The sequence below is a fragment of the Gulosibacter molinativorax genome, assembly GCF_003010915.2.
In the GTDB taxonomy this organism is placed as follows: domain Bacteria; phylum Actinomycetota; class Actinomycetes; order Actinomycetales; family Microbacteriaceae; genus Gulosibacter; species Gulosibacter molinativorax.
Window position 1 is genome coordinate 3,276,561 of sequence record NZ_CP028426.1, and the last position, 25,981, is coordinate 3,302,541.

Sequence of the window (25,981 nt, forward strand, 5' to 3'; positions counted from 1 at the left end):
TGACGCATGCCCGTTGTGCTTCCTTGCGCTTAAAAGCCATCCAATGAAAAGAGGAATGAATGAACACATCAGTAGGCGCTGAGGAAAAGGTGCGCACTACGCCGACGGGGCCAAAGATCTTGGTCGTCCAACCTGACGTGCGCTGTGACATGGCTCGAATCGAAGACTGGATTGCGGAGTCGGCGACCGAGGTGGAGCTTGTGCGACCCTTTCTTGGCGAATCTGTCCCCGCGCATCCTGACGCGGATGGCGTGATTGTGCTGGGTGGTTCGATGAACGTGGGCGAGGAAGACCGTCATCCTTGGCTCACGGATATTGCTGTGATGCTTCGCGAAGCCGAAAAAGACGCCTTGCCATCGCTCGGGATTTGCCTCGGTGCGCAGCTCATGGCGGATGCGTTTGGTGGCGTCGTCGAAAAAGGCCACGACGGACTCGAATCCGGAGTAGTGGAGCTGCAGCGGACTGAGGCTGGTAAAGCTGACGCGCTGTTCGGTGCTCTCGACGATACTTTCCATTCGGGGGAGTTCCACTATGAGGCGATTTCGCGCCTGCCTGATCGTGCTGTGCGACTCGCAACGGGATCGCGGTATCAGAATCAGGCTTTTCGCGTTGGCCAATCTTGGGCAGTGCAGTTCCATCCGGAAATTGGTCCGGAGCGATTTCAGGAATGGGCCGAGCACGACGGTCGTGATGACCCGGCACGCGCCGCGGAATTTGAGCGTCAACGGGGAGAATTTCTCCGTTTGGATGCGCAAGCCGCTGAGTCGAATCAACGATTGATTGGCCGGTTCCTTGCGATTGTGAGCGAAGCGTGCGCCGCTCGGTAATAAGAACCGGGTGCATGGCGGGAATGTGACTGGTCACAATGCACATTCCCGAACTTGCACGAGTCAATGCGCACATATTCACTGGGCACATAAAACGCGGCGACAGTGTTCATTTCTGCCGCATTCCCGACCTGGCCGCGGCGGATGATTTCCTTCAGGCAGCGTGAAAGTCGCATTCTCTGAATTCAGTGAATGGTGCAGTCTCGGTGGCAATTAGCTCAGCAGCAATTAGCTCAGTGTCGTTCGAAGCACAGTGTCGCTCGAATTTCAGTATCGCTCGATAAATGGCACGGAGTAGTGCCAGGGAATTGCTCGCTGCTACGTACTCAATGGAGAGGCAATAAAACAATGACCATGAGGAATACTCATTCGGACGTGGCAAGTGCAAAGGCACCAGCCGAAGTCTCGACCAATTTGCTGAAAGGATCGATTCGCATCGTCACCATTGTCCTGATGGTGACCGCTGCGGCAGCCCCGCTTGTCGTGGTGTCCACCTATATCCCGATTTCATACGGCTATGGTTCCGGGTTTGCGACCTCGCTTACTTACCTCGCCGCGATGCTCATTCTGCTGCTCTTTGCAGTTGGCTTCGCGCAAATGGCGAAACGGATTACCGCCGCAGGGGCGTTTTATAATTTCACCACCCAGGGGCTCGGCCGTCCCGCGGGTCTCGGCGCCGGCTGGACGGTGATGCTGGCCTACAGCATGATTGCTCCGGCGATCAGTGGCGGGTTTGGTTACTTCACCTCGGCAATGTTCCGTGATTATCTCGGGCTCGATATCCCTTGGTGGGTCTGCAGCATCGGTGGCCTCGCCCTGATGTTCTTGATGTCTTATTTCAAGGTCACCTTCGCCGGCAAGGTGTTGGGAATTGCCCTCGGTCTTGAAGTGCTGGTGGTGTTCTTTGTGGCCACCGCCATCATCGTGCAGGGTGGGGCGGAAGGCCAGATGGTCGAGGCCCTCAACCCAGCAGCCTTCCTCGCAGCTCCCGCGGTTGGCCTGGGATTCTTCTTCGCCTTCTGGTCCTGGATCGGTTTCGAAACCACGGCAATCTACGGTGAAGAAACCAGTGACCCGAAGAAGTCCGTACCGAAAGCCACCTACATCGCGGTAATCACCTTGGGTCTCTTCTACGCGTTCGCGGCCTACGCCGGCATCGTCGGCTTCGGAAGTGAAACTCCAGAACAAGCCACGAACCTGCTCGGCGAATACTTCTTCGTGCTCGCCGACATGTACACCTGGCCGGTTGTCGGCGTGCTCATGGACTTCCTGGTGATCACCGGATTCTTTGCCTGTGCGTTCGCATTCCACAACAACGCATCGCGTTACTTCTTCTCGATGGGTCGCGACCGAATTCTTTCCCCGAAGCTCGGCCGCACCCACAAGGAACACAAGTCTCCTTACGTCGCGAACGCGGTGCAGGCAGGAATCGCGATTGTGACCGTGTCAATCTTCGCGCTACTGGGCGCTGACCCGCTCTTGCACCTTGGTACCTGGTTGCCGATCTTCTGCACGGCTGGCGTGGTCTTCGTACAGATGACCGTATCCATTTCGGTGATCGCCTACTTCAATCGGATCGGCAGAACCGGATGGCTGGACCGATGGAAGTCCTTCATTGCACCACTCTTAGGGGCTGTGGCGCAGTTCATCGTGCTCGTGCTGCTCACGATCTACATTCCATTCATTGCTGAGCACGACATCCTCGCGCTCAACCTCATTCCGCTCTACGTGATCCTGATCTTCGGGTTTGGTGTTGGCTATGCGCTTTACCTGAAGCGACGCCGTCCGGAGACGTACCAGCGCATTGGCACCATCTACGAGGATGAGGAGGATGCTGCCGTGCAGCCCGAAACTGTTGCCGCGAAGACGCGCTAAGCCGCGCATCCATAGCTAAATCGCGCAGCCAATAAGCCCAGCGGGCGTTGCCAGATCTACCCATCTGGCAACGCCCGCTGTTGTCTTTCCACGGCTCCCTAACCCCTGTGCCGGGGATGCACTGGGGCCGAAAAGATCATGTGCAACTTGCACATTGCTGCGGGGTTGCGCCCCCGTACCTTTATCAAAAGCTAAGCATCGTCAAAGAGATGAAAGTGAAGGAAACGCTTTGAACAACGTCGTTCAACGCGATGAGACGAAGGAACTCGTCGAATCGCTCATTGAAGAAAACCAGGCTGACGCGGCGAAGAAATTCGTCGAATCATTCATCGAAGAAAACCAGATCAAGGTTGTCAAGATGGGTGCTGTCGACACCGACGGACTGTGGCGAGGCAAGCGCGTAGCGGTGCGATACTTCGCTGACGCGGTGCACGCAGCTGGATCGAATATCTGCGACATCCTGTTCGGTTGGGATATCCAGGACACCCTGATCCCTAACCTGACATTTACGGGCTGGCACACCGGATACCCGGACGTCAATCTCCGCCCAGACCTGTCCACGCTGCGCGTGGCACCGGGCGAACCGAACACCGCACTCGTGATTGCCGACCTCTACACCCGCGAGGGTGAGCCGCTGGCGATCTCGCCCCGCGGCGTACTCCGCAAGGTCATTGAGCGCGCGAACAAGCTCGGCTACAAGCCGATTGCGGCATACGAGTTCGAGTTCTACATTTTCGAAGGCACCCCGCGTGAGGTCGCACGGGCAGGCTACCGCAACCTCGAGCCATACTCGGTTGGATCGCACACGTACAGCGTCTACCGCGACTCGGGCTCCGAGTTCCTGCTCGGCACGATCCGCGACCGACTCGCGCAACAGGGCATCTTCATCGAAGCCAGCAACAGTGAAAACGGCCCCGGCCAGTTCGAGGTGAACATTCACTACGGTGATGCGCTGCGTGCCGCGGACGACGCCCTCATCCTCAAGAACACGGTCAAGGAAGTTTGCGCCGACCTCGGCTACACGGCCTCCTTCATGGCCAAGATCAACGACGACCACGCGGGTTCCTCGGGCCACGTGCACCAGAGCCTCGAGAGCCTCGAGGACGGCACCGCGCTGTTCGCCAACAAGGAAGACCCGAAGACACTCTCGAAGCTCGGCCAGTCCTACCTCGCCGGTCTCGTCGAGACCTCGAAGGAATTCACCGCACTGAACCTGCCGACGATCAACTCGTACAAGCGAGTCGAAGGCGGCCAGTGGGCCGGATCTAGCGCCACCTGGGGTTATGACAACCGCACTGTCGCGATGCGCTCCATTCCGTCCTCCGGCGCAGCTGCTCGGGTTGAGAACCGTACCCCGGGAGCGGATGCGAACCCGTATCTCGTCCTTGCATCCACCATCGCCGCTGGTCTCTATGGCATTGAAAACAACCTCACGCCACCCGAGGCCGTCTATGGCAACGCTTATGACCTTGATGTCGCCGAAGAACTCCGCTTCCCGAACTCGCTGATCAAGGCAACCGAAATGCTCGAGAACAGCGCCGTCGCGAAGGAATACCTCGGTGAGGAATTCGTCCGCCACTACAGCGAGACCCGTCGCTGGGAAGTGCACTGCGCGGCAACCTCGGTTACCGACTGGGAGGTCGCTCGCTACCTCGAGCACATCTAGATCGCGGCGGCCGAGTCGCTGAGGTTGATTCTCTTAGGCTCGCCCCGCTCCCACACTGACTCATCGATCAAACCACTAGCCAGTTACATCGATTCACCCAATGGCGCGTCGCCACGACGTTCGTCGCGCCTTCGCAACTTATCCGACAGGACACTTTTATGACCAACCGACTCCAGGGCCGCATCGCCGCCGTGACGGGTGCCGCTTCCGGCAACGGCCGAGCCATTGCTGAAAAGCTGCTTGCTGAAGGGGCGCGCCTGGCCGCGATCGACCTCAACGCCGACGCCCTGAACAGCGTCTTCGGCGACCGCGACGACGTGCTCTGCGTACAGGCCAACGTGACCGACGAAGCCTCGCTTCGCGAAGGCTTTGCGCGAATCAAGGAAGAATTCGGTCAACTCGACATCCTCGTCAACAACGCGGGCATCGCGAAGTTCGGCACCTTCGAGGACCTCTCGACCGAAGAGTGGAACCAGGTCTTCGCGGTCAACTCGACCGGACCCTTCCTCGTCTCCCGCGAGGCGTACCCGCTGCTGACCTCGGGCGAAGGCGACCACACCCGCGCGATCGTCAACATCACCTCGGTTGAGGCCCACATCGTTATCTCCAGTAGCGGACACCCACAGGTGCACTACAACGCATCCAAGGGCGCGCTGCTGCAGCTCACTCGTGCGCTTGCCGTCGAGGGCGCGGGGAAGAACGTCCGAGTCAACGCGGTTGCCCCCGGCTTCATCGAGACGCCGTTCACGGCGGAGACGCTCAAAGCACAGGAGACCCGCGACTGGCTCATCGAACGAACCCCGCTCGGTCGCATTGGCCAGCCGGAGGATGTCGCCAATGGCGTGGCGTTCCTTGCCTCGGATGAGGCGAGCTGGGTCACCGGTACGACGCTCTTCGTTGACGGCGGCTGGACGGTCTACTAATGGCCGCACCAATCATCGGACTCTCTGCCGAACGCAGTGTGCAGAACTCGGCCTTCGGGCCGAAAGAGTCCATCATCCAGGTCTTTGAATATGCGGAGGCCGTCGCGGCCGCCGGCGGCAGGCCGGTCCTGCTGCCCGCGACCACGCGAATTCCCGAAGGCGTACTCGAAGGAATCGACGGGCTCGTGCTCGTCGGCGGGGGAGACCTCACCCCGGAGCTCTACGGCGAAACCGCCGGGGAGCACAACTACGGGATGAGCCCGATTCGGGATGCCTTCGAAGTTGAACTCGTCAATGACGCGCAACGCCGCGGCTTGCCGATCCTCGCGATATGTCGAGGGATGCAGCTCATTAACGTGCTGCGCGGCGGTAACCTCATCCAACACATCGAAGGCCACTGGCAAGAACAGTCGCCTAATGAGGTGCACCACGAGGTCGAGATCGACGCAGATTCAGAGCTCGCGCGCGTGGTCGGATCGACTCGCATCGGCGTCAACAGCTACCACCACCAAGGTCTTGGCCGCATCGGTGAAGGGCTGCGCGTCGTGGCCCGAGACGGCGAAAGTATCGAGGCGGTCGAGGACCTTGACCACAACATCCTGGCTGTGCAGTGGCACCCAGAGCACCTTGCCCTCACTTCGCCTACCCAACGCGCGCTCTTTGAAGACGTAATCGCCCGCGCCGAACGTCGGCGCAGCCAACACCACAATCAGCAGAAAGGGGTTGCGACTCATGTCTGACAACCAAGCCGTAATGAACGACTTCGATTTTCACGGCAAAGCCCTCGACACCATTTTTGACGACTACGTGGAGATGCTCGACTCGAAGCCGGTCGGGTACTCCAATAAATATGGCGGTTTCTGGTACATCGCCAAGAGCGACGATATCTTTGACGCCGAACAGGACCCGGAGACTTGGTCAGTAGGACCATCCATGCTCCTGCCTTCCTTCGGTACCGACATGCCGCTCATCCCGATCGACATTGACCCACCGACGCACGCCGGATTCCGCAAAATCCTGCTGCCGATGTTCACCCCGATGGCCGTGGCGAAGCTCGAGCCGGGGATGCACGAAACGGCACAGTCGCTCGCGGATGACGTCATGAACTCCACCGAGGAAGCCGTCGATGTCTCGGCGCTCTTTGCCCGGCCCATGCCGACGATCATCTTCAGCCGCCTGGCCGGGTACCCCGAAGAGGACTGGGTGCTCTTCGACCGCTGGGTCGACGAGATCATCTATGACCGCACCACGCATCCTGAGCGCGCGCACGCGGCCGGCGATGAATTGATCGCGTACATGGACAAGCTGATCAACCAGCGTCGCAACGACCCCGCGTCCTATGACGACATCACGAACCAGCTGCTGACGGCGAAAACTGACGGTCGCGAGCTCACCCACGAAGAGCTCCTGTCCTACGGATACCTCCTCTTCCTCGCCGGTCTCGACACGACCGCTTGGGCCATCCGCGCGGCACTCTGGTACCTCGCCCGGAACAAGGACGCGCAGCAGAAGCTCCGCGAAAACCCGAAGCTCATCCCGAACGCAACCGAGGAGTTCCTCCGCACGCTGTCGCCGGTACAGGCGATGGCCCGCACTGCACTCAAAGACACCGTGGTGCGCGGTCAGGAAATCAAGCAGGGCGAGCGCGCGGTGCTGGTCTTCGGCGCGGGCAACCGCGACCCGGAGGTCTACGAGGCCCCGAACGATATCGACATTGAGCGCGAGAACAACCGTCACCTCGCCTTCGGTGGCGGCATCCACCGCTGTCTCGGTTCGAACCTTGGCCGCAAGGAAGTGGTCATCTCGCTCGAACACTTCCTCGCCACCGTGCCCGACTTCGAGCTCGCCGAGGATGCACCTTGGCACGGCGTAGGTCCACTCAAGATCAAGATTAACAAGGAGCACTGAAATGGCTGAACTCTACGTCGACCAGTCTCGCTGCCAGGGACACGCGCGCTGCTACATGCTCGCGCCGGAGACATTCATGATCGATGACGAAGGCTACGGCTTCGTCCGCGAGGGCCGCGAAGGCTCTTACGACGAAGAGAACGTCCGCAAGGCGATCCGTAACTGCCCCGAACGCGCGATCAAGATTCGCGGTGAGGAAGAAGCGAAATGACCGATGGAATCGTCGTGGTCGGCGCCTCGGTCGCCACCACCGCTTTCTTGGAACGACTGCGGGAGCTTGGCAACAAGGAGCCTGTCCAGATCGTTGATTTCGATGGCGATGCACCGTACGACCGGCCACCGCTGTCGAAGCAGTATCTCGTTGACGGAGATACCGAAGCGATCCGCGTTGACTGGGCTGATCTCAATGCGCAGCTCGTCCGGGCCCGTGCCGTCGGTGTCGACGCTGCGGCTCGAACGCTCGCGGTTGAAGATGCCGTAACGGGCGCTGCCACGTCGATTCCGTTCAGCCAACTCGTCCTTGCGTGCGGGGCAACCCCCGCACGCCTGCCCTTCGAGCCGAGCAACACGCTCGTGCTCCGAAGCGCACAGGACGCTCGGGCACTTCGCGAATCAATCGCTCCGGAAGGCTCGGTACTCGTGATCGGCGCCGGCGCGATCGGCGTGGAACTCGCTTCCTCGCTCGCCGCGCGCGGTGTCACCGTCACCGTGCTCGATCGCGCGACCGGCCCACTCGAGCGATTGCTCGGTGGTCACCTCCAAACTGACATTGTCGATTGGCTTGCGGATGCAGGGGTCACCACGCGCTTCGACGTCGGCATCCGTCGGGTCGAGCAGGTCGGTGACGGCTGGGAGATCGAGATCGATGAGGGCGAGATCCTCCGTGCCGACCGCGTGATCAGCGCGGTGGGGGCTCGGCCCGCCGTCGCTTGGCTCGAGAACTCTGGCTTGCTCACCGATGGTGCACTCCTGGTGGATGCATCGGGCTCGGTCCTCGTGGACGGCCAACCTCTCGAGGTGGTCAGCGCGATCGGTGACGTGGCTTCCCGCCATACCGGTGGCGAACGACCCACTCGAACCGAGAGCTGGGCCGCGGCGAGAGAACAGGGCACCAAACTTGCCGAGCGGCTGTGCGGCGCTGAAGCCTCACCCACCGGCTGGGACTACTTCTGGACCGAAGTCGCCGGACGACGCGTCCAGGTAGTTGGCTCCCTCGACCCGAGCGGCGAACTCGTCCTCGAAAGTGAAAACCCCGAACGGCGGTCCTCGCTGTACCGAGTCGATACACCGACCGGCACAACAGGGTGGCTCGGCATCAACGCCGCCCCCAAAATCGCCAAACTCCTCATGGCTCCGACGACGTAGCCGAACGCATCCGCGGGCACTGCACTGCACAGTACTGAACTGCACTGCATTACCCGCAGACAAGACTCTGCGGGCTTGCCCCGCGCTAAGAAAGTGAGCACCGATGACGGACTCCAAAATCGACGTGTGGAACCCCGCGACCGAAGCAAAGATTGACGAGGTCAAGGCATTTACCCGCGAAGAAGTTGCCGATGCGGTCGAACGGGCACAGCGCGCACAGCGCGAATGGGTCGCCCTGTCCTTCGCCGCACGACAGCAGCTGCTCTACGACATCGCCGATACGGTCATGCGCCACCGCGACGAACTCGCCCAGCTCGAATCGCAAGACGTTGGCAAACCGATGCGCGCGGCACTCGCCGAAGCCGAAAGCGTTGCGGGGGTCTTCCGCTACTACGCAGGCGCAATCGACAAGCTTTCGGGCGAGAGCATCCCGGTGGATGGTGGCGTCACCCTGACCTTCCACGAACCGGTTGGTGTCGTGGGCATCATTACCCCGTGGAATTTCCCACTCCCTATCGCATCCTGGAATATCGCTCCTGCGCTCGCGGCCGGTAACGCCGTGATCGTCAAGCCAGCGAGCCTCACGCCGCTATCCACCCGCCGACTCGGGGAACTCGTCGAAGAGATCAGCCCGGTTCCAGGCCTCCTGCAGGTCGTAACCGGCGGTGGCGGTTCGGTTGGCAGCACGCTGATCGAGCATCCGGGCGTCCGGAAGATCAGTTTCACCGGTTCCACCGAGGTCGGGCGATCAATTCTTCAGTCGAGCGCACAAGACTTCACCCGCGTGACCTTGGAACTCGGCGGCAAATCAGCCAATATCGTGTTTGCGGATGCGGACGTCAAAGCGGCCGCACAGGCCGCACCTTGGGCAGTCTTCGACAACAGCGGGCAGGACTGCTGTGCGCGCAGCCGCATCCTCGTGCAACGAGATGCGCTGGATGAATTCCTCGAGGAATTCGTCAGTGCCACTGATGCGCTGCGCGTCGGCGACCCGGGGCAGCTCGAAACCGACCTCGGCCCGCTTGTCTCTGCGGAACACCGCGACACGGTCCTGAGCTTCATCGATGATGACCTCAACCTGCTGTTTAAGGGGCGTGCCCCGGAGGGTAAGGGTCACTGGCTCGCACCGCATATCGCGCTTGACGAGTCCGGGGCAACCCGCGCTGCCCGCGAAGAAATCTTCGGACCGGTCGCGGTGGTCATCCCCTTTGACACCGAGCAGGATGCGATTCGGCTCGCGAATGAATCGGTCTACGGCCTGAGCGGCTCGATCTGGACTGGCAACGTCGGTCGTGCACTGCGCGTCGCCCGCGGCGTGGAAAGCGGAACGCTCGCGGTCAATTCGAATTCATCCATCCGTGTGCAGACGCCATTTGGCGGTTTTAAGCAATCGGGCATCGGCCGCGAGCTGGGGATGGAAGGCCTCCGCGGCTACACCGAACTCAAATCGGTATTCCTGAACGGACAATCATGAGCACCACAACGATCACCAGCAGCGAGGGCAACACCATGACGGAGGACTCTACGCCCGTCGCCGATCTCAAAATCCTCTACGGCAGCGAGACCGGCAACGCGGAATACCTTGCCTATCAAATCAACGAGTTCGCAGGCGAGCAGGGGCTCACGAGCGAACTCCAGAGCCTTGAAGACTGGCTGCACGACGAAGATCACCGCATCAGCCGCTTACTGATCGTCACGTCCACGCATGACAACGGTCACATGCCGACGAACGCCGAGGACTTTTGGGGCTGGCTCGGGCAACTCCCGGCTGGCGCCTTCGAGGGCCTGCCCTATGCGGTGCTGTCGATCGGCGACTCGATGTACGAGGACTTCTGCAAGGCGGGCCACGATATCGACGGTCGACTTGCCGAACTGGGTGCCGTACGCGTCACCGATTCGGCCGACTGCGATATCGACTTCGACCTCACCGCCGCCGACTGGTATCCGGCAGCACTCGAAACGCTTCGCGAGACGGCGGCCTGGACGGGCACGATCGACGATTCTGGAGCTGATTCGGCTGAGCAGATCGCCGAGGACCGGCCTCAGGATGCGATGGTCACCGCCCGTGTGGTCGCGGCTCGTCGCCTCTCGGGCGAGGGTTCCGCCAAGCACGTCACCCACTACGAACTCGAATTTGAGGATGACGCGTTCCAGTACGAACCCGGCGACTCGATCGCGGTGTTCCCGCGGAACTGTGATGCGCTGGTCGACGAATGGATGCAGTTATTCAACGTCGCAGAAACCGACACCGTCACGGTCGGTGGCGCCGAAATCCTCGCCCGCCAGGCGTTGCGCGAAGAAGTCGAACTCAGCCTGCCGCATCCTGGCCTGCTGATTTCGATCGCTCGGGTGCGGCCTGGCAATGAGCTGGCACAGGATGCGCTGCGAGTAATCCAGGAAGGCGACCGGGAGACCCTCGACCGCTGGCTTTGGGACAAGGACATTATCGATGTCCTCGCCGAACTCGATTGCTTGAACGTCACGCTGCAGGATGTGATCGATGAACTGCGTCCGATCCAACACCGTGCCTACTCGATCGCCTCGAGTCCACTCGTGGACGGGAACCGCGTGCACCTCACCGTCTCCGGCGTGGAATATGAATCCTTCGAGCGTCACCACCGGGGGACCGCAAGCGCGTTCCTCGAACAGGCCGCCAAAACGGGCGAACCGTTCGCCGCGAAACGGCTACCAGCACACGAATTCCGGATCCCTGAGGAATCGGCGCCCGTGGTGATGATTGGCCCTGGCGTCGGCGTTGCCCCGTTCCGTTCGTTCCTCCGCCATCGAGTCGGGAGCGAAGCTTCGGGCAAGAACTGGCTGTTCTTCGGTGACCAGCATCGTGAGTGTGACTACCTCTACGAGGGTGAATTCACTGCCCTGGAAAAGGACGGTCGACTCGATCGCTTGAGCCTCGCGTTCTCGCGTGATCAGGCCGAGAAACACTATGTGCAGGACGAGATGCGTCGACACGGTGAAGAACTCGCGGCCTGGCTCGACGAGGGCGGTTACGTGTTCGTGTGCGGCGATAAAGCGCGCATGGCTCCGGACGTTGACCGAGCCCTCTTCGATGTGCTCGAAGCGCAGCTCGGTGCGGATTCCGCCGAAGCACGGATCGCGGAATTGAAGGCCACAGGTCGTTTTGTGAAGGACGTCTATTAGGACTGGTCGTCACCGGTTGGCCTGATCGTCAACCGTTGGGCCAACTACCGGCAAAACCCCAACGCGAGGAAGCAATCTCTATTGCTTCCTCGCGTTGGGGTTTCAAGCACCTTTAGGCAGCATCCACGCGGCTCTCCGCAACCCGGGCCGCCAGTGCGAGCCCGAGCCAATCAACATCGGCGAGAAAATCCGCGCCGAGAATCTGCTCGATTCGTTGGGTGCGTTGACGGAGCGTGTTGCGGTGAATAACCAGCACCTCGATCGTCTTGGCCACGGCACCGCCCTGGGCCGCAAATACTGACAGCGTTTTCACGAGTTGTGAGCCGTGTTCGATGTCGTAACGCACGAGTGGCTCGAGCGAACGCACCAAATCGACCACCGCATCCGTCAGCCCACGAAATACCTCGGGAAGTCGCACGACGTCCTCGATATCGCTGTATTCGGCGATCGGGAAAGTGCCCGAGGGCGTCGTCGATACTGCCCAATTTAAGGCCGCCTTCGCGTTCCTCATGGCGAAGAAAAGCCGCCTGTGATCGCTGGTCGTGGTGCCGATGCCGATTGCAATGCGCATCCGGTGTTCGGCATGCAACCGTCGCGCGGCCTGCGAAATTTGGCCATAGAACTCCGAGGGCACGCGACCGCCAGGGCTGTCAAGCAGCACGATGCCCGAGATGGAATCGATCAGCACGAGGGAACGCGGGCCAGAAACCTTCGCCAACTCTTCCTTGAGGTGACGGCTCGCGGTCTCCCAATCACCGTGCATATCGAGGATGCGAAAGGTCACGGGGCAGATCGAGCCCTCGACCGCGAGCTCGGACAGAATTTGCGCGGTCTTCTGCTCGGAATCGGCAAAGAGGAGCGCGGCAGCGTGCGAGGCACCGACCATGCTGAGGTCGATCGCTTCCAGGAGCACCTCGAGTTGGCCCGCGAGGGCGCTCACCTGACTCATGTCATTGGTGCGAAATCGCGATCGGCGATACAGCGTCAGCACGCCACGGGAGGCCCCGATCCCGAGCGTCACCGAGGTGCTCTCAAGCCCCTCGGTCCGTTCTTCGATCGCGGTCTGTGCTGCGGTTCTCGAGTGGGTGGTCCAGTTCCGGTGGCTGCCAGACTCGGGCTCGCGGAACGAGAACGTGATCGGCGTCGCGGTGTTGTCGCGGCGGCTCATGTAGTCGAGCATGCAGACTTCCGCGCCGACGAGTTCCAGGATGCGGCCAGCCGCGTACTGCAGAGCTGTCACCAGCGAGGTGGTCGAGGACAGTGGGAAGTCGATGAGGAAGCGCGCATTGGCGGCATTTCGTTTGAGCGCTTCACTCGTTTCGGCACGCACGAGGCCGAAAGCGAGGAGACCGCCGACTTCGACCGCGATGCTGAGCTCGTTCTCGCCGAAAGAATTGGGCTCGGTGGAGTACAAAGCGAAGACGCCCAGGAGGCGCTCATTTTCATCGATGATCGGGACCGCGAGCATTGAATTAAATTCGTCTTCGACGAGGGAATCCACTTCGAAATAGCGCGGATCTTGGCTCGGCTGGTGGGGGAGGATGACCGACTCTTGACGCAGTGCCGCCCAACCGGTGATGCCTTCGCCAAGCTGCAGCTTGACCGTGCCCACGCCCTTTTCTTGGCGCCCAGGTGTGGCCGTTTGCAGGACTAGCCGCTTTTCCTCTTCATCCCAGAGGTACACGAAGACCGAGGTCGTCCCCAACGCATGACCCACGAGCTTTACAGCCTCATCCGCGAGCGAAAACGGGTCCATTCCTCGCGTGAAGAGCAGGACGAGTTTCGACAGGAGGGACGCGCGGCGGTCCGCAAAACTGGAATCGTGGTTGGAAATCACTGGGGTCCTTAAACGTTTCTATTACGGCTTCTTTGCCCACTACGCTTCTTTGCCTACTAATAGGTGCCTAGTGCAGGTGCCTTGCTTTGTCCGGGACTCAGCTCGGGGACTTAGCCCGGAGACTCAGTCCGGAGACTCAGTCCGGAAGCCCAGTCCTGAGACTCAGCTCGAAGACTCTTTCCGGTTCGGGTGCAAGGCCTCGTGGAGAGGAATGTACCTGTGAACGGGCAAGGGTATTTGTGCGTTGAGTTGTGTGAGCAGCTGCCGTATGTGCAAAGAGTACATAACCTCGCCGCCGGTGGTGGGATGTGCTGGTTTTCCCCGGGTGTCTAGATCCAACCCTGGTCGTAGGCGCGCGCGGCGGCCTCGTGACGAGTCCGTGCATCCAACTTGGTCATCGCTTGGGACAGATAGTTGCGTACGGTGCCGGGCGCGAGCTTCAGCTCCTTGGCGATCTCGTCCACGGTGGTGACGCTGCGACTCACGCGCAGCGCATCCGCTTCGCGTGCGGTGAGGGGAGAGCGCTCGCCGACGAGGGCCCCTGCCGCGATTTCGGGATCGACCCAGCGGCCGCCCGCGGCAACTTTGCGGATGATTTCGGCGAGTTGCTGCGCCGAGACTGACTTCGGCGTGAATCCCGAAACCTTCGTTGCCAGCGCCCGCCGGAGGACCCCGGGGCGCGCGTGACGGGTGACGATGATGACCCGAGTTGGGACCGCGCGCAGGATCCGCTCGGCCGCTTCGACCCCATCCATCCCCGGCATCTCGAGATCAAAGAGGCAGACATCGGGCTGGAGCTCGGCAGCCAGTCGCACCGCATCGGCGCCGTTATCGCAGCTCGCAACAATCTCGATATCCTCTTCGAGGTTGAGCAGGGTCTCGAGGGCAGTGCGGATGAGTTCCTCATCGTCAGCAAACAGGACGCGGATCATCGCGGCAGCCTTCCAGTCAGGGTGAATTCGTCTCCGACGAGCGTGCTTTCGACCTCGCCATTCGCCTCGCGGAACGCCGCGTTGAGGCCGGCGATTCCGGAGCCATTTGTGGCCCGCGCCGAAGCAAGCGTAGTCGGGGCAGCGCCGTTGTTGCGCATCCGCACAATCCAGGTGTTGGATGCGCCGGTCACCTCGATCGAGGCAAAGGTCGCCTCGGTCGCGTGCCGCAGGAGGTTGGTGGTGCCTTCGCGGACAAGCCGCGCGAGGAGCTCTTTCGCGGGACCATTTTCGGGAGCCTCGTCGATCTGGAGCGTGCACGTGGTCCCGGCAGCTTCGAGCACGTCGACCGCATTCTTGAGCTCGTCCTCGAGCGAAACCTGCTGGTAGCCGCGAGCGATCGAACGAGTATTGGCCAGTGCATCCGCCGCGAGTTGCCGCGCGTCGCGGAGCTGTGCCCGAGCCGCCTCAATATCCGCGTCGAGGAGCCGCTCGGCCAGCTCAGTCTTCAGCGCGAGCACCTGCAGCGTGTGGCCCTGGGCATCGTGCAATTCATTCGCAAAGCGCAGGCGCTCGCGGGCGATCGCGAGATCCCGTTCGGTCTGGCGGGCGTCGTCGAGTTTTAGGACGACATTGAACGCCCACATGGACATATAGATCGTGAATGCGATGAACACACCCAGATAGATGGAGAACGCGCTGCTGGAAGAGGGGAAGTACAAGAAGTGCAGGACGGGCAAGAGACACAGGACCGTCATGATTGTCAGCGTCACGGGGCGAGGGAAGAGGCACGCAATCACCGATCCGGTCATCACCAGCGGAAAGGTTCCGAGCGCGAAATCCATATTCGCGAAGATCATGTAACCGAACACCACGAGGGAGCACAGCAGTGCGAACCCGAGGCCGAAGAGCTGTACGGGATGCGCGTGCTGGCCGAGCTGCCGAATGTCGCGTTGATGAATCCCACCGCGCAGGATCGTGACGCCAAGGCAGAGCCCGACGAGTATCCCGAGGACCGGCACCGTGACCCAACCGGCCATGCCCGCTTGCCTGCCCTCGAGCAGCACCACGATTGCGCCGAGGATGAAGATGCACACGAAGCTGATCACGGTGTAGAGCCAGCTCGCGAGCACGCTGCGGGCGGGGGCTGCTGTGCTTTTGGTCGTTGCGTTGCCTGCTTGATGTACGGCGTCTGCTGGTGTTGGCGGCGGGGTGCTGCTGGGCGACATGGTGGCGAGTGTACGGCAGTGACAAATGTCATGAATCGGGTGTGACACCGCCACGGAGAAGAGGTGTGATTACGACGCTACTGGGGAAGTGGCGATTCCGAGAACCTTGTATCAACGCCGCGGAGGTCGCGGCAATCGGATCAGTCCAACGAGAGGAATCACTTCATGTTCAGCGAATTCGTACCCCAGCTTCAGGCCTTCGTCGAAGGGCTCCCGGTCGCCGTGCAGTTCCTCGCCGTCGCGCTGATCAGTGCAATTCCGTTTGTTGAGTCGTATTTCGGTTCGGCCGTGGGCGTGCTGGCCGGGCTTCCGGCACCGCTTGCCGTATCCGCGGCGATCGTCAGGAAACCTGACCACAATGCTGCTGATGGTGTTCGGTGCGAGCGCAGTCCGTCAGCGTGCGACAGCGAAGCGAGAGCCGATCGAACCCAGCCGCCGTCAGCAGCGCATCCGCCGCATGCTGGACCGCTGGGGCGTGCCGGTGGTCAGCCTTGCCGGCCAGACCGTGCTGCCGAGCCAAATTGTCGCGGGGACCATGGTCTCGCTCGGCGCGAAGCGGAACCGCGTAATCGGCTGGCAGGTGCTGTCGATCGTGCTCTGGGGCGTGATCTTCGCCACGCTCGCCTCGCTGGGGCTGCTCGCGATTGGCTAGCGAGCGCCGCGGCGCTGTGCTGCGCTGTGCTGCGCTGCGCTGTGCTGTGCCGTGCCGCGCCGCTACGCTACGCTGCGCGATGCTGTGCTGTGCTGCGCTGTGTCGCGCGGTGCGGTGCATCGCAGTCCCGAACAGACCTGCGATACCACCGAAACTGCAGGATACCAATGCCGGGAAAGTGGTCTCTTGCATTGCGGGTGGTACTCAAGAGGAATCAGCTGCCCAGCGAGTGGTACTCAAACGGAATCAGCTTCTCAGCGGGTGGTACTCAAGCGGAATCAACTGCCCTGCGGGGTGGTACTGCGCGACCTAGGGCTTCGCGGCGGGGTGGTATCCAGCCAGGTCGTCCGTTGCGAACTTCTCGCGGACCGTCTCGAGTTCATCCCAGTCGACGTAAACCACAGACTGGTCGCCCTCCATGCCGGTGCCGGTGGTGGGGAGCGTGAAACTATTGACGTCGCGCGTGCGGATTGAAGTCATTGAGGTCGCGAGATTGAACATCGCGGTGCCATCGAGCGAAGAATCCGTGGCGACATACGGGGTTACCGAGCTCAGGAGATCGTTGAGTTTCCCTGGGTTGGTCAGGGTATCGCGCGAGATGAGCTCTGACATCACGGCCTTGAGATACAGCTGCTGGTTCGCGACGCGTTGGTAGTCGCCGTCCGTGAATGAATAGCGCTCTCGGACGAACACCAACGCCTGTTCGCCATCCAGGGTGATTGGTCCGATTGGGAAGTCATATCCCGCCGACGAGAACTCGTACTGGTTGTGCACGGTCACGCCGCCCAGTGCATCCGTCACGCCCTTGAAACCGTTGAAGTCGATCATCGCGACGTGGTCGATCCGCTGATCAATCAGACCTTCCACGGTCTGGACCATCAGCGGCACACCTCCAAGAGACAGCGCGGCGTTGATTTTCATCTCGCCGTGCCCGGGGATTTCGACGTACGAGTCGCGCATGATCGACATCAGCTGGATGCTCTCGCGGTCACCAGAAATGTGGGCGACCATGATGGTGTCCGCGCGGCTGCCGAGGTCAGTGAGCAGGGAATCCGAGGAGTCCTCGCGAGAGTCGGAACCGAGCAGCAAGATATTGAGCGGTGCTTCGTCGCCGTCGAACGCATCCGGTCGGAGGTTCTCGTCCGGGAAGGCGTTTTCGATCGTCTCGATCTCGTTGAGTTTCGACTGAACGTGCCACCAGAGAAGGCCCACGGCGACCAGCAGCAACACGAGTACCGAGGCGAGGGAGATCAGTGCGATTTTCTTGCCACGGCCCTTGGTGGCCGTTTTCACAGACGACATGACGCCAATTATCACACGGTAGAACTATGAATGTAACGCCCACGTAACGGTCGAGCACGGCTCGGCTGTACCATTGAAGGGCGTTCCACACTAGTGGATCGAAGTGAGCTCGGCAGCCTTCCGGACGGTCGGCGAGCCGGGCTTCGCGCGTTTCCCGCTACACCTTTCGCAGCAACACTCGATCGACCGTGTGGTCGGGGGCCTTGCGCAGGATGAGGCGGGCGCGAGAGCGGGTGGGGAGGATGTTCTCCTCGAGGTTCGGGAGGTTGATGGACTCCCAGATCCCGCGGGATGTTTCGAGCGCTTCTTCGTGCGAGAGATCCGCGTAGCGGCGGAAGTATGAGGAAGGATTCGAGAAGGCGCGCTGCTGGAGCCGCAGGAAGCGCTCCTGGTACCAGCGCGTGATGTCTTGGGTACGCGCATCCACATAGATCGAAAAATCGAACATATCGCTCAAGGCGAGGGAATTTTCCCCTGGAGGCTGCAGGACGTTTAAGCCCTCGACGATGAGCACATCCGGTGCATTCACGACGATTTCGGCGTTCGGCACGATGTTGTAGACCATGTGCGAATAGAAGGGAGCGCGAACTTCGGGAGCTCCCGACTTCACCTGCGTGACAAAACGCAGCAGCGAGCGGCGGTCGTAGGACTCGGGGAAGCCCTTGCGGTCCATGAGCCCGCGCCGCTCGAGTTCTTCGTTCGGGTAGAGGAAGCCGTCGGTGGTGATCAACTCGACCCGCGGGGTGTCTTCCCAGCGACGCAGCAGTTCGCGCAGGAGACGTGCGACGGTCGACTTACCCACCGCGACCGATCCGGCAACGCCAATCACAAAGGGCGTCGGGGCGCTTCGTTCGCCGAGGAACGATGTGGTCGAGCGCCGCAATTCGCGGGCGTTCGCAATATAGATATTGAGCAGACGAGACAGCGGCACGAAGACCTCGCGGACCTCGTCGACGTTCATGGGGTCGCCGAGTCCTCGAAGTCGGTTGACGTCAGATTCGTCGAGCGTGAGCGGGGTAGTGGGCGCTAATTCGGCCCAGTCTGCACGCGCAATCTCGACAAATGGCGTCGACCACTTCGTCTCGTCACTTCGGCCGGGAGCAGGCATAGATATCGAGTCTACTTGGTATCCGGCAGCCTAAATTCCGTCTACAAATCGCAGATTTTTTGGCGCGGATGTTGGGGTGCAGCCAGATGTATGCGCAATACTTATCCGCATGTGTGGAATTGTTGGATATGTCGGAGACCGACTCAGCCAGGACATCCTTCTCGGTGGCCTTGGCCGCCTCGAATATCGAGGCTATGACTCCGCCGGTATCGCTGTGGTAGACCCCGAGGGTCAGCTTCACCACCGCAAGCGTGCTGGCAAGCTGCAGGTGCTCCGCGATGACCTGATCGAAACTCCCTTGCCTGACGGCAACGTTGGTATCGGTCACACGCGCTGGGCTACCCACGGCGCCCCCACCGACGCGAACGCCCACCCGCACCTCGCGGATGACGGCAAGCTCGCAGTCGTACACAACGGAATTATCGAAAACTTCACTGCCCTTCGTAATGAACTTCTCGCCGACGGCGTCACCCTCCTGTCCGAAACCGACACCGAGGTCGCAGCCCACCTGCTCGGCCGCGAGTTCCGCAAGGTCGGAAACCTCGAAGCGGCCTTCCGCAACGTGGTCACCCGCCTCGACGGTGCCTTCAGCCTCGTGGCCGTCCACCAGGACCAGCCCGATGTGATTGTCGCTGCCCGCCTCAACTCGCCGCTCGTGATCGGCATCGGCGAGGGCGAAAACTTCCTCGGCTCGGATGTCGCGGCATTCGTGGAGCACACTCAGAAGGCGATCGCGGTCGGCCAGGCCCAGATGGTCGTGGTCCGCAAGGAATCGGTCGAGATCACCACCTTCGACGGTCAGCCCGCCGAGGGCGAGGCATTCGACGTCGACTGGGATGCAGCGGCCGCGGACAAGGGCGGTTGGTCGTCGTTCATGGCGAAGGAAATCGCCGAAGACCCGCAGGCTGTCGAAGACACTATCCGTGGTCGAATTAGCAACGGTACGGTGCGCCTGCCTGACCTCGAAGCGCTCAGCGACGAATACTTCCGCGACATTGACCGCATCCTGCTCATCGCTTGCGGTACCGCTTACTACTCTGGCCTCACCGGCGCTTACGCGCTCGAGCAGTGGACCCGCGTGCCAGTGACCGTCGAGCTTGCCCACGAGTTCCGCTACCGCGAACCGGTCATCTCCGACCGCACCCTCGTGGTCTCGCTCTCGCAGTCCGGCGAGACGATGGACACCCTCCTCGCGGTGCGCTTCGCCCGTGAGTCCGGCGCGAAGACCATCTCGATCTGCAACACGCAGGGCGCAACCATCCCGCGCGAATCCGACTCGGTGGTCTACACCTACGCCGGCCCCGAGGTCGCCGTGGCCTCGACCAAAGCCTTCGTGGCCCAGATCGCCGCGATCTACCTGCTCGGCCTGCACATCGCAAAGGTCCGCCAGACCCTCACCGATGAAGAAATTCGCGTGGAGACCACCGAATTCCAGACCATCCCGGACAAGCTCCGCGAAACCCTGACGCACCACGAGAGCATCAAGGAACTCGCTGGCTGGATGGCCGACACCCGCTCGGTGCTCTTCCTCGGGCGCCACACCGGCTACCCGATCGCGCTGGAAGGTGCGCTCAAGCTCAAGGAAATTGCGTACATCCACGCCGAAGGCTTCGCCGCCGGCGAGCTCAAGCACGGCCCGATCGCGCTGATCGAGCCGGGCCAGCCCGTGTTCGTGATGGTCCCCAGCCCGCGCCACGACAACGGACTGCACGCGAAGATCGTCTCGAACATCGAGGAGATCCGAGCCCGCGGCGCCCACGTGCTCTCGGTCGCAGAAGGCGGCGACGCATCCGTGCTGCCGTACAGCGAGGCCGTCTTCGCGACCCCGCCTACCTCGGTCTTCTTCGAGCCGTTCCTCAAGGTCGTGCCGCTGCAGATCTTCGCGCTCGAGCTGTCGACCGCGAAGGGCCTCGACGTCGACCAGCCGCGTAACCTCGCGAAGTCCGTCACCGTCGAATAGTCCACAGTGATTCACGGCATCGGGGTTGACACCGTCGAGCTCAGCCGTGTCGAATACGCGCTCGCCAATCCTCGGTTTGGCGAGCGCGTGTTTGCACCGGAGGAGCTCGCGCTGCCGCTGTCATCGATCGCGGCGCGATTCGCCGCGCGCGAGGCAGCGGTGAAGGCGTTGCGCGGGCTCCACGGGCTCACCCTGCGCGACCTCGCGGTGCACCGGAACCACTTGCAAGCTCCCGAGTTCTCGCGCAACGCGAAGTTGGATGCGGTGCTCACCTCCCTGGGGATCAAGCGGCTGCATCTCTCGCTCTCGCACGACCGCGACTACGCGACCGCATTCGTCGTCGCCGAGGGCCACGACCGATGATGTGGCGCCGATCATTGAGAAGCGGCCGGAGGGATCTTGTTCGGTCATTGAGTAGCGGCCGGAGGCCGCGTATCGAAATGACCTGCACGCTGTCGCGTTTCGATACGGGCTTGGCCCTACTCAACGAGCGGCATGAAAGGAAACGTCCGTGAAGCCCGTCATTGAGGTCGATCTCGATGCGATCCGCGACAACTATCGCGCGTTCGCCGACGCACTCGGCGTGCAGGTGATCCCCGTCGTGAAGGCGGAGGCATACGGCCACGGCGCGCTCGCGGTATCCCAAACCTTGGTCGCCGCGGGTGCGCCGATGCTCGGCGTCGCGGATGCGCGCGAGGGCACGACGCTTCGGGATGCGGGCCTCGACGTGCCCATCCTCGCTTGGCTCCACTCGCCGATGCAGGACTGGGACGCGACCTTTGCCGCAGACCTCGAAATCGGCGTCTCGTCGTTCGACATGCTCGCGCGGGTTGGCGATTACGCGAGCCGGGGTACGCGGCGGGACCTGCGCATCCACCTCAAGCTCGATACCGGACTCGGCCGCAATGGCATCCGCGAGGTCGACTGGCTCGCGGTCTTCGCGCAGGCCTGCGAGCTGGAGCGCGCCGGCCACCTCACCGTCGCCGGGCTCATGAGCCACATGGCCGGTGCGGGCGAATCGGAAGACTTGGCCCAGATCGCGGCGTTCGAGCGCGGAATCAACGTCGCGGCGTACGCGGGCCTGCATCCCGAGTTGCTGCACCTGTGCGCGACCGGCGCTGGCCTCAGGTACCCGCAGGCGCGCTACGACGCCGTGCGTGTGGGGATCGGGCTCTACGGTCTTTCGCCGTTCGACGCCGGCGAGGATCCGGGCATCACGCTCCGCCCGGCGCTCGCGCTGCGCGGGCCCATCGAGCACAGCGAGGCGGGCTGGCGAGTCGACGTTGGATCGGCCGACGGACTCGCCCCCTTCGCGAGCAACTCCGAGCCGCTGCCCCCGCTGATTGATAGCCACGGAGACCGCTGGCGCATCGCGAGCCTCGAGGCGACTCACTGCATCCTGGAACCGCTTGAAGCAATCGCCGAGCCGCCGGCGAAAGCCCGAGGCGACCGGCGCATCCTGACCCTGATCGATCGCGAGCCGGGCGGCTCCGCGACGGCGGACGACTGGGCCGCGGCCGGGGGCACGATCAACTACGAGATCACGACGCGGCTGTCGGGGCGGATCGACCGCGCGTACCTCGCGCCGGAGCCGCTGCAGGCGGCGGATGCGCAGGTCACCGGCGGCGACCACCGCACGGCGCCGCTGCGCAAGGCGCTCATCGACCTCGACGAGTTGCGGTTCGGGCTGCAGGAGCAGTTCGCCCCGGCGGATCTCAGCGCGGACGCATACGGTCACGGCGCCGCGAAGCTATTGCCGCTCGTGCTCGAGGCCGGGCGCGACGTGATCGGCCGGACCCGCGTCGACGTCGCCCGGCTTCGCGAGCTCGGCGCGCGGGATGCGCAGCTCCGGGTGGATGCGGGGCCCGAGACTCGCGAGTTCTACGGCTTCGGCGATGGCACGCGGCACGCCGCGATATCGCTGCGTTCGGAACTCATCAACGTGAAGCGCGTGTTGCCCGGCCAGGCCGTGAGCTACGGGTATATGTGGCGCGCGAGCCGCCACACGACGATCGGCCTCGTGCCGCTCGGCTATGCGGATGCGATCCCGCGCGCGGTGTTCGAGCGCGGCTACGTGAGCGTCGGCGGCGCGGTGATGCCGATCGTGGGTCGGGTCGCGATGGACCAAGTGGTCGTCGACCTCGGCGATCACGACTGCTGGCCCGGGATGCCCGTACACATCTGGGGCTCTACGACCGGCGACGTGAGCCTGCACGACTGGGCCGAGTGGACCGGGCTGAGTCCTGAGGCGCTGTGCGCGACGTTGGGCACGCGCGTGAACCGCGTGTACATGACGACGGAGCCGTACGAGTCGGCCGGGTTTGGCCGCTCGACCGTGCGCGTCATTTCGCAGGAGCAAGGAGACCACGCATGACCGAAGTGACCGGAACCATCCCGACCGCGGAGGCCATGGAAGCGTTCGGCGCGCGCCTCGCGGGGATGCTTCGGGCGGGCGACGTGGTCGTCCTCACCGGTCCGCTCGGCGCGGGAAAGACGACGTTCGTGCGCGGTCTCGGGTCGGCGCTCGGCGTGCGGGGCACGGTCGCGAGCCCGACGTTCGTGATTGCTCGGACGCATCCATCAGTGGTCGGCGGGCCGGCGTTGATTCACGTGGACGCATACCGGCTCGGTTCTGCGCTCGAGCTCGACGATCTCGACCTCGACTTCGAGACATCGGTCACCGTGATCGAGTGGGGCGCCGAGTTCGTCGCGGCGATCGCTGACTCGTGGCTCGAGATCGTGTTCGAGAGGCCGCGGGCGGGTGCTGCGGATTCTGCAAGTTCTGCGGACGAGGACGACTCGGACGACCCGCGCTCGGTCACCCTGCGCGCCGTCGGTGACCGCTGGTCTGATGTGGCGCTTCCGGTCATTGAGTAGCGCGCGGGCTCCGTCGCTGGCCGAGTAGCCGGAGGCGTATCGAGGTCTGGCTCGTTTCGATACGGGCTTCGCCCTACTCAACGAGCGATATGGGCTTCGCCTACTCAACGAGCGATACGGGCTTCGCCCTACTCAACGAGCGATGCGGGCCGCGTAGACTGACCCGTATGCTTCTCGCCATAGACACGTCCGCTGGGACCGATGTCGCCGTGGTGTCAGAGGGTGGTCGAGTTCTCGCGCAATCGCGCACCGTCGATACCCGTCGCCATGCCGAGATCATCGGCCCCAGCATCAGCTTTGTGCTGCGCGAGGCCGGAATCGGCCCGCAGCACGTCACCCAGGTCGTCAGCGGCATGGGCCCGGGATCCTTCACAGGACTGCGCGTCGGCATCGCCGCAGCGCGAACCTTCGCGTTCGCGCGCAATCTCCCGCTCATCCCCATGCCGAGCCACGAGGCGATCGCCCACGAGTGGCGGGCCGCGCATCCTGAACACGACGGCGCACTCAACGTGACCACCGACGCCAAGCGACGGGAGCTCGCCCTCACCCACTTCGCCGCGGGGGAGACTGTCGCGGGCGACTTCGTGCTGGTCCAGCCGGATGCACCGGAGCTTTCTTCGGGCGATGCGACGCACGTGCCCGCAACCCAGGTCTCGGCAGCGCACCTCGCGCTCGCGTGGCTCGACCGCGAGGCCGCGGGGGTCGAAGCGGCGGCGGATGAAGTGCTCTATTTGCGTGCGCCGGATGCGAAGCCCGGCGCCGTGCCGAAGCGGGTGACGGGTTGAACAAGATTGTGATTCGGACGTCGACGCCCGAGGACGTCGCGGCGATCTCGCGACTCGAACAGGCGGCGTTTCCAGAGGATGCGTGGAGCGCGGCGACCATTCGCTCGGAGATCGAGAGCGACCACACCGGTTATTGGACGCTCACCGACGGCGACGACGTGTACGGCTATGTCGGCGTGCTCGCGGGGCAGGGTTCGGGCGAGGCGGATGTGCAGACGATCGTCGTGGCGCCCGAGGTCCAGCGCGACAACTGGGGCACGCGGCTGCTGCTCACCGCGCTCGAGTGGGCGAGTGAGCGCGGCGCGAAGCTGGTGTTTCTCGAGGTCAGCGAAGGCAACGACCCCGCCCGCGCGATGTACGAGCGGCTCGGGTTTGAGTCGATCGGCCGCCGCGAGGGCTATTACGCCGGGAGCGGCGAGGCGGCCATCCTCATGCGCGGCCAGGTCGATCGCGTGCTGACTGCCGCATCCGCCAAGCTGCTGCCCCCGTTCCCGCTCGAACCGCTTGTGCTCGGCATCGAGACGAGCTGCGACGAGACCGGTGTCGGGATCGTGCGCGGCACGACGCTCCTCGCCAACGCGGTCGCGTCCTCGATGGATGAGCAGGCTAAGTACGGCGGCGTCGTCCCCGAGGTCGCGGCGCGCGCGCACGTCGACTCGATGGTGCCGGTGCTGCGCGAGGCGCTCGAGACCGCGGGCGTCACGCTCGACGAACTCGACGCGATCGCGGTGACTGCGGGCCCAGGGCTCGCCGGCGCGCTCATGGTGGGCGTCGGCGCGGCGAAGTCGCTAGCGATCGCCGCAGATAAGCCGCTCTACGGCGTGAACCACCTCGTCGGCCACGTCTGCGCCGACCTCCTGCGCGAGGAGGGTGAGCCGGTGCAGTTCCCCGCGATCTCGCTGCTCGTGTCGGGTGGACACACGTCACTGCTGCGCTCCGACTCGCTCACCGGCCACTCGGTGCTGCTCGGCGAGACGATCGACGACGCCGCGGGCGAGGCCTTCGACAAGGTCGCCCGCGTACTCGGCCTCCCATACCCGGGCGGCCCATCCATCGACAAGGTCGCCGCCGACGGCGATCCCAAGGCCTTCCGCTTTCCACGCGGCCTCACGCATCCGAAGGACCAGGTGAAGCACCGCTTCGACTTCTCATTCTCCGGGCTGAAGACCTCGGTCGCGCGGCAGGTCGAGAAGTTTGAGGATGCGGGTGAGCCAGTTCCAGTGGCTGACATCGCCGCATCGTTCCGCGAGGCGGTAGCGGATGTGCTGATCACCAAGGCGATCGACGCCTGCAAGGAGTACGACACGCCCCGACTGCTGCTCGGTGGGGGCGTCGCGGCAAACGCACGCGTGCGCTCGCTCGCGGCGGAGCGGTGCGCCGACGCGGGAATCTCGCTGCACATCCCGCCGCTCAAGCTCTGCACCGACAACGGCGCGATGATCGCCGCGCTCGGCGCCCAACTGGTGATGGCGGGGCGCGAGCCCTCGACCCTCGAGATCGGGGCCGACTCGACGCTCCCCATGACTACAGCGCAGGTTGACGAGGCGTTCGAATAATCTGCGACTTCAGTAGCTAGCTA

The 25,981-nt window shown here is 62.9% G+C and carries 22 protein-coding genes; 17 read left to right on the forward strand and 5 right to left on the reverse strand.

Going from position 1 to position 25,981, the window contains the following annotated elements; all coding sequences use genetic code 11:
• Positions 1-59: 59 nt before the first annotated feature.
• The 10 genes from GMOLON4_RS15270 (at position 60) to GMOLON4_RS15315 (ending at position 11,723) form a co-directional block, all read left to right on the forward strand.
• On the forward strand, positions 60-827 hold the full coding sequence (locus tag GMOLON4_RS15270; RefSeq protein WP_084147308.1) for a type 1 glutamine amidotransferase: 768 nt from the start codon (positions 60-62) through the stop codon (positions 825-827).
• Between the two features lie 192 nt (positions 828-1,019).
• Positions 1,020-2,702 carry an APC family permease gene (locus GMOLON4_RS15275; protein WP_211222670.1) on the forward strand — a complete coding sequence of 561 codons (1,683 nt, stop codon included), beginning with the start codon at positions 1,020-1,022 and terminating at the stop codon, positions 2,700-2,702.
• A gap of 229 nt (positions 2,703-2,931) precedes the next feature.
• A complete protein-coding gene (locus tag GMOLON4_RS15280) occupies positions 2,932-4,368 on the forward strand; it encodes a glutamine synthetase family protein (RefSeq protein ID WP_245575340.1) in 1,437 nt (478 codons plus the stop codon).
• A 158-nt stretch (positions 4,369-4,526) separates the two neighbouring features.
• Positions 4,527-5,291: an SDR family NAD(P)-dependent oxidoreductase gene (locus GMOLON4_RS15285; protein WP_026935911.1), complete on the forward strand. Its 765-nt coding sequence runs from the start codon at positions 4,527-4,529 to the stop codon at positions 5,289-5,291.
• Positions 5,291-6,031, forward strand: a complete 741-nt coding sequence (locus GMOLON4_RS15290) for a gamma-glutamyl-gamma-aminobutyrate hydrolase family protein (protein WP_051266080.1) — start codon at positions 5,291-5,293, stop codon at positions 6,029-6,031. The genes GMOLON4_RS15285 and GMOLON4_RS15290 overlap by 1 nt, the downstream gene beginning before the upstream one ends.
• A complete protein-coding gene (locus GMOLON4_RS15295) occupies positions 6,024-7,199 on the forward strand; it encodes a cytochrome P450 (protein WP_026935910.1) in 1,176 nt (391 codons plus the stop codon). Before GMOLON4_RS15290 ends, GMOLON4_RS15295 begins: the two co-directional genes overlap by 8 nt.
• A 1-nt stretch (position 7,200) precedes the next feature.
• On the forward strand, positions 7,201-7,410 hold the full coding sequence (locus GMOLON4_RS15300) for a ferredoxin (protein ID WP_026935909.1): 210 nt from the start codon (positions 7,201-7,203) through the stop codon (positions 7,408-7,410).
• Entirely contained in the window at positions 7,407-8,564 is a 1,158-nt protein-coding gene (locus tag GMOLON4_RS15305) for an NAD(P)/FAD-dependent oxidoreductase (RefSeq protein WP_051266076.1), read from the forward strand. Before GMOLON4_RS15300 ends, GMOLON4_RS15305 begins: the two co-directional genes overlap by 4 nt.
• Before the next feature lie 103 nt (positions 8,565-8,667).
• Positions 8,668-10,038, forward strand: coding sequence for an aldehyde dehydrogenase family protein (locus GMOLON4_RS15310; RefSeq protein ID WP_026935908.1), 1,371 nt, complete (start codon positions 8,668-8,670; stop codon positions 10,036-10,038).
• Entirely contained in the window at positions 10,035-11,723 is a 1,689-nt protein-coding gene (locus tag GMOLON4_RS15315) for a diflavin oxidoreductase (protein ID WP_051266073.1), read from the forward strand. The genes GMOLON4_RS15310 and GMOLON4_RS15315 overlap by 4 nt, the downstream gene beginning before the upstream one ends.
• 112 nt (positions 11,724-11,835) lie before the next feature.
• Here GMOLON4_RS15315 and GMOLON4_RS15320 read toward each other — a convergent pair whose 3' ends face one another.
• From GMOLON4_RS15320 to GMOLON4_RS15330, 3 genes are all read right to left on the reverse strand, one after another.
• Positions 11,836-13,560 (reverse strand): helix-turn-helix domain-containing protein, encoded by a 1,725-nt coding sequence (locus tag GMOLON4_RS15320; protein ID WP_106486564.1) that lies wholly within the window; start codon positions 13,558-13,560, stop codon positions 11,836-11,838.
• A gap of 329 nt (positions 13,561-13,889) precedes the next feature.
• Complete coding sequence (locus tag GMOLON4_RS15325) at positions 13,890-14,492, reverse strand: response regulator transcription factor (RefSeq protein ID WP_026935906.1); 603 nt, start codon at positions 14,490-14,492, stop codon at positions 13,890-13,892.
• Positions 14,489-15,718 carry a sensor histidine kinase gene (locus GMOLON4_RS15330; protein ID WP_084147307.1) on the reverse strand — a complete coding sequence of 410 codons (1,230 nt, stop codon included), beginning with the start codon at positions 15,716-15,718 and terminating at the stop codon, positions 14,489-14,491. The genes GMOLON4_RS15325 and GMOLON4_RS15330 overlap by 4 nt, the downstream gene beginning before the upstream one ends.
• 358 nt (positions 15,719-16,076) lie before the next feature.
• Here GMOLON4_RS15330 and GMOLON4_RS16345 point away from each other — a divergent pair, with 358 nt between their 5' ends.
• Positions 16,077-16,370, forward strand: a complete 294-nt coding sequence (locus GMOLON4_RS16345) for a hypothetical protein (protein ID WP_322745123.1) — start codon at positions 16,077-16,079, stop codon at positions 16,368-16,370.
• Positions 16,371-16,679: 309 nt separating this feature from the next.
• Here the strand turns inward: GMOLON4_RS16345 and GMOLON4_RS15340 are convergent, their stop codons facing one another.
• Complete coding sequence (locus GMOLON4_RS15340) at positions 16,680-17,672, reverse strand: LCP family protein (RefSeq protein WP_051266064.1); 993 nt, start codon at positions 17,670-17,672, stop codon at positions 16,680-16,682.
• A 157-nt stretch (positions 17,673-17,829) separates the two neighbouring features.
• Complete coding sequence (coaA, locus tag GMOLON4_RS15345) at positions 17,830-18,780, reverse strand: type I pantothenate kinase (protein WP_035731642.1); 951 nt, start codon at positions 18,778-18,780, stop codon at positions 17,830-17,832.
• Positions 18,781-18,889: 109 nt separating this feature from the next.
• Between coaA and glmS the strand changes: the two genes are divergently transcribed.
• From glmS to tsaD, 6 genes are all read left to right on the forward strand, one after another.
• Positions 18,890-20,740: a glutamine--fructose-6-phosphate transaminase (isomerizing) gene (gene glmS, locus GMOLON4_RS15350; RefSeq protein ID WP_026935904.1), complete on the forward strand. Its 1,851-nt coding sequence runs from the start codon at positions 18,890-18,892 to the stop codon at positions 20,738-20,740.
• A gap of 6 nt (positions 20,741-20,746) precedes the next feature.
• Positions 20,747-21,103, forward strand: coding sequence for a holo-ACP synthase (gene acpS, locus GMOLON4_RS15355; protein WP_026935903.1), 357 nt, complete (start codon positions 20,747-20,749; stop codon positions 21,101-21,103).
• A 148-nt stretch (positions 21,104-21,251) separates the two neighbouring features.
• Entirely contained in the window at positions 21,252-23,114 is a 1,863-nt protein-coding gene (locus GMOLON4_RS15360; protein WP_051266059.1) for an alanine racemase, read from the forward strand.
• Positions 23,111-23,617 carry a tRNA (adenosine(37)-N6)-threonylcarbamoyltransferase complex ATPase subunit type 1 TsaE gene (gene tsaE / locus GMOLON4_RS15365; RefSeq protein ID WP_026935902.1) on the forward strand — a complete coding sequence of 169 codons (507 nt, stop codon included), beginning with the start codon at positions 23,111-23,113 and terminating at the stop codon, positions 23,615-23,617. The genes GMOLON4_RS15360 and tsaE overlap by 4 nt, the downstream gene beginning before the upstream one ends.
• Positions 23,618-23,784: 167 nt before the next feature.
• Positions 23,785-24,402 carry a tRNA (adenosine(37)-N6)-threonylcarbamoyltransferase complex dimerization subunit type 1 TsaB gene (gene tsaB, locus GMOLON4_RS15370; protein WP_026935901.1) on the forward strand — a complete coding sequence of 206 codons (618 nt, stop codon included), beginning with the start codon at positions 23,785-23,787 and terminating at the stop codon, positions 24,400-24,402.
• Entirely contained in the window at positions 24,399-25,958 is a 1,560-nt protein-coding gene (gene tsaD / locus GMOLON4_RS15375; protein WP_084147306.1) for a tRNA (adenosine(37)-N6)-threonylcarbamoyltransferase complex transferase subunit TsaD, read from the forward strand. The genes tsaB and tsaD overlap by 4 nt, the downstream gene beginning before the upstream one ends.
• Positions 25,959-25,981: the final 23 nt, after the last annotated feature.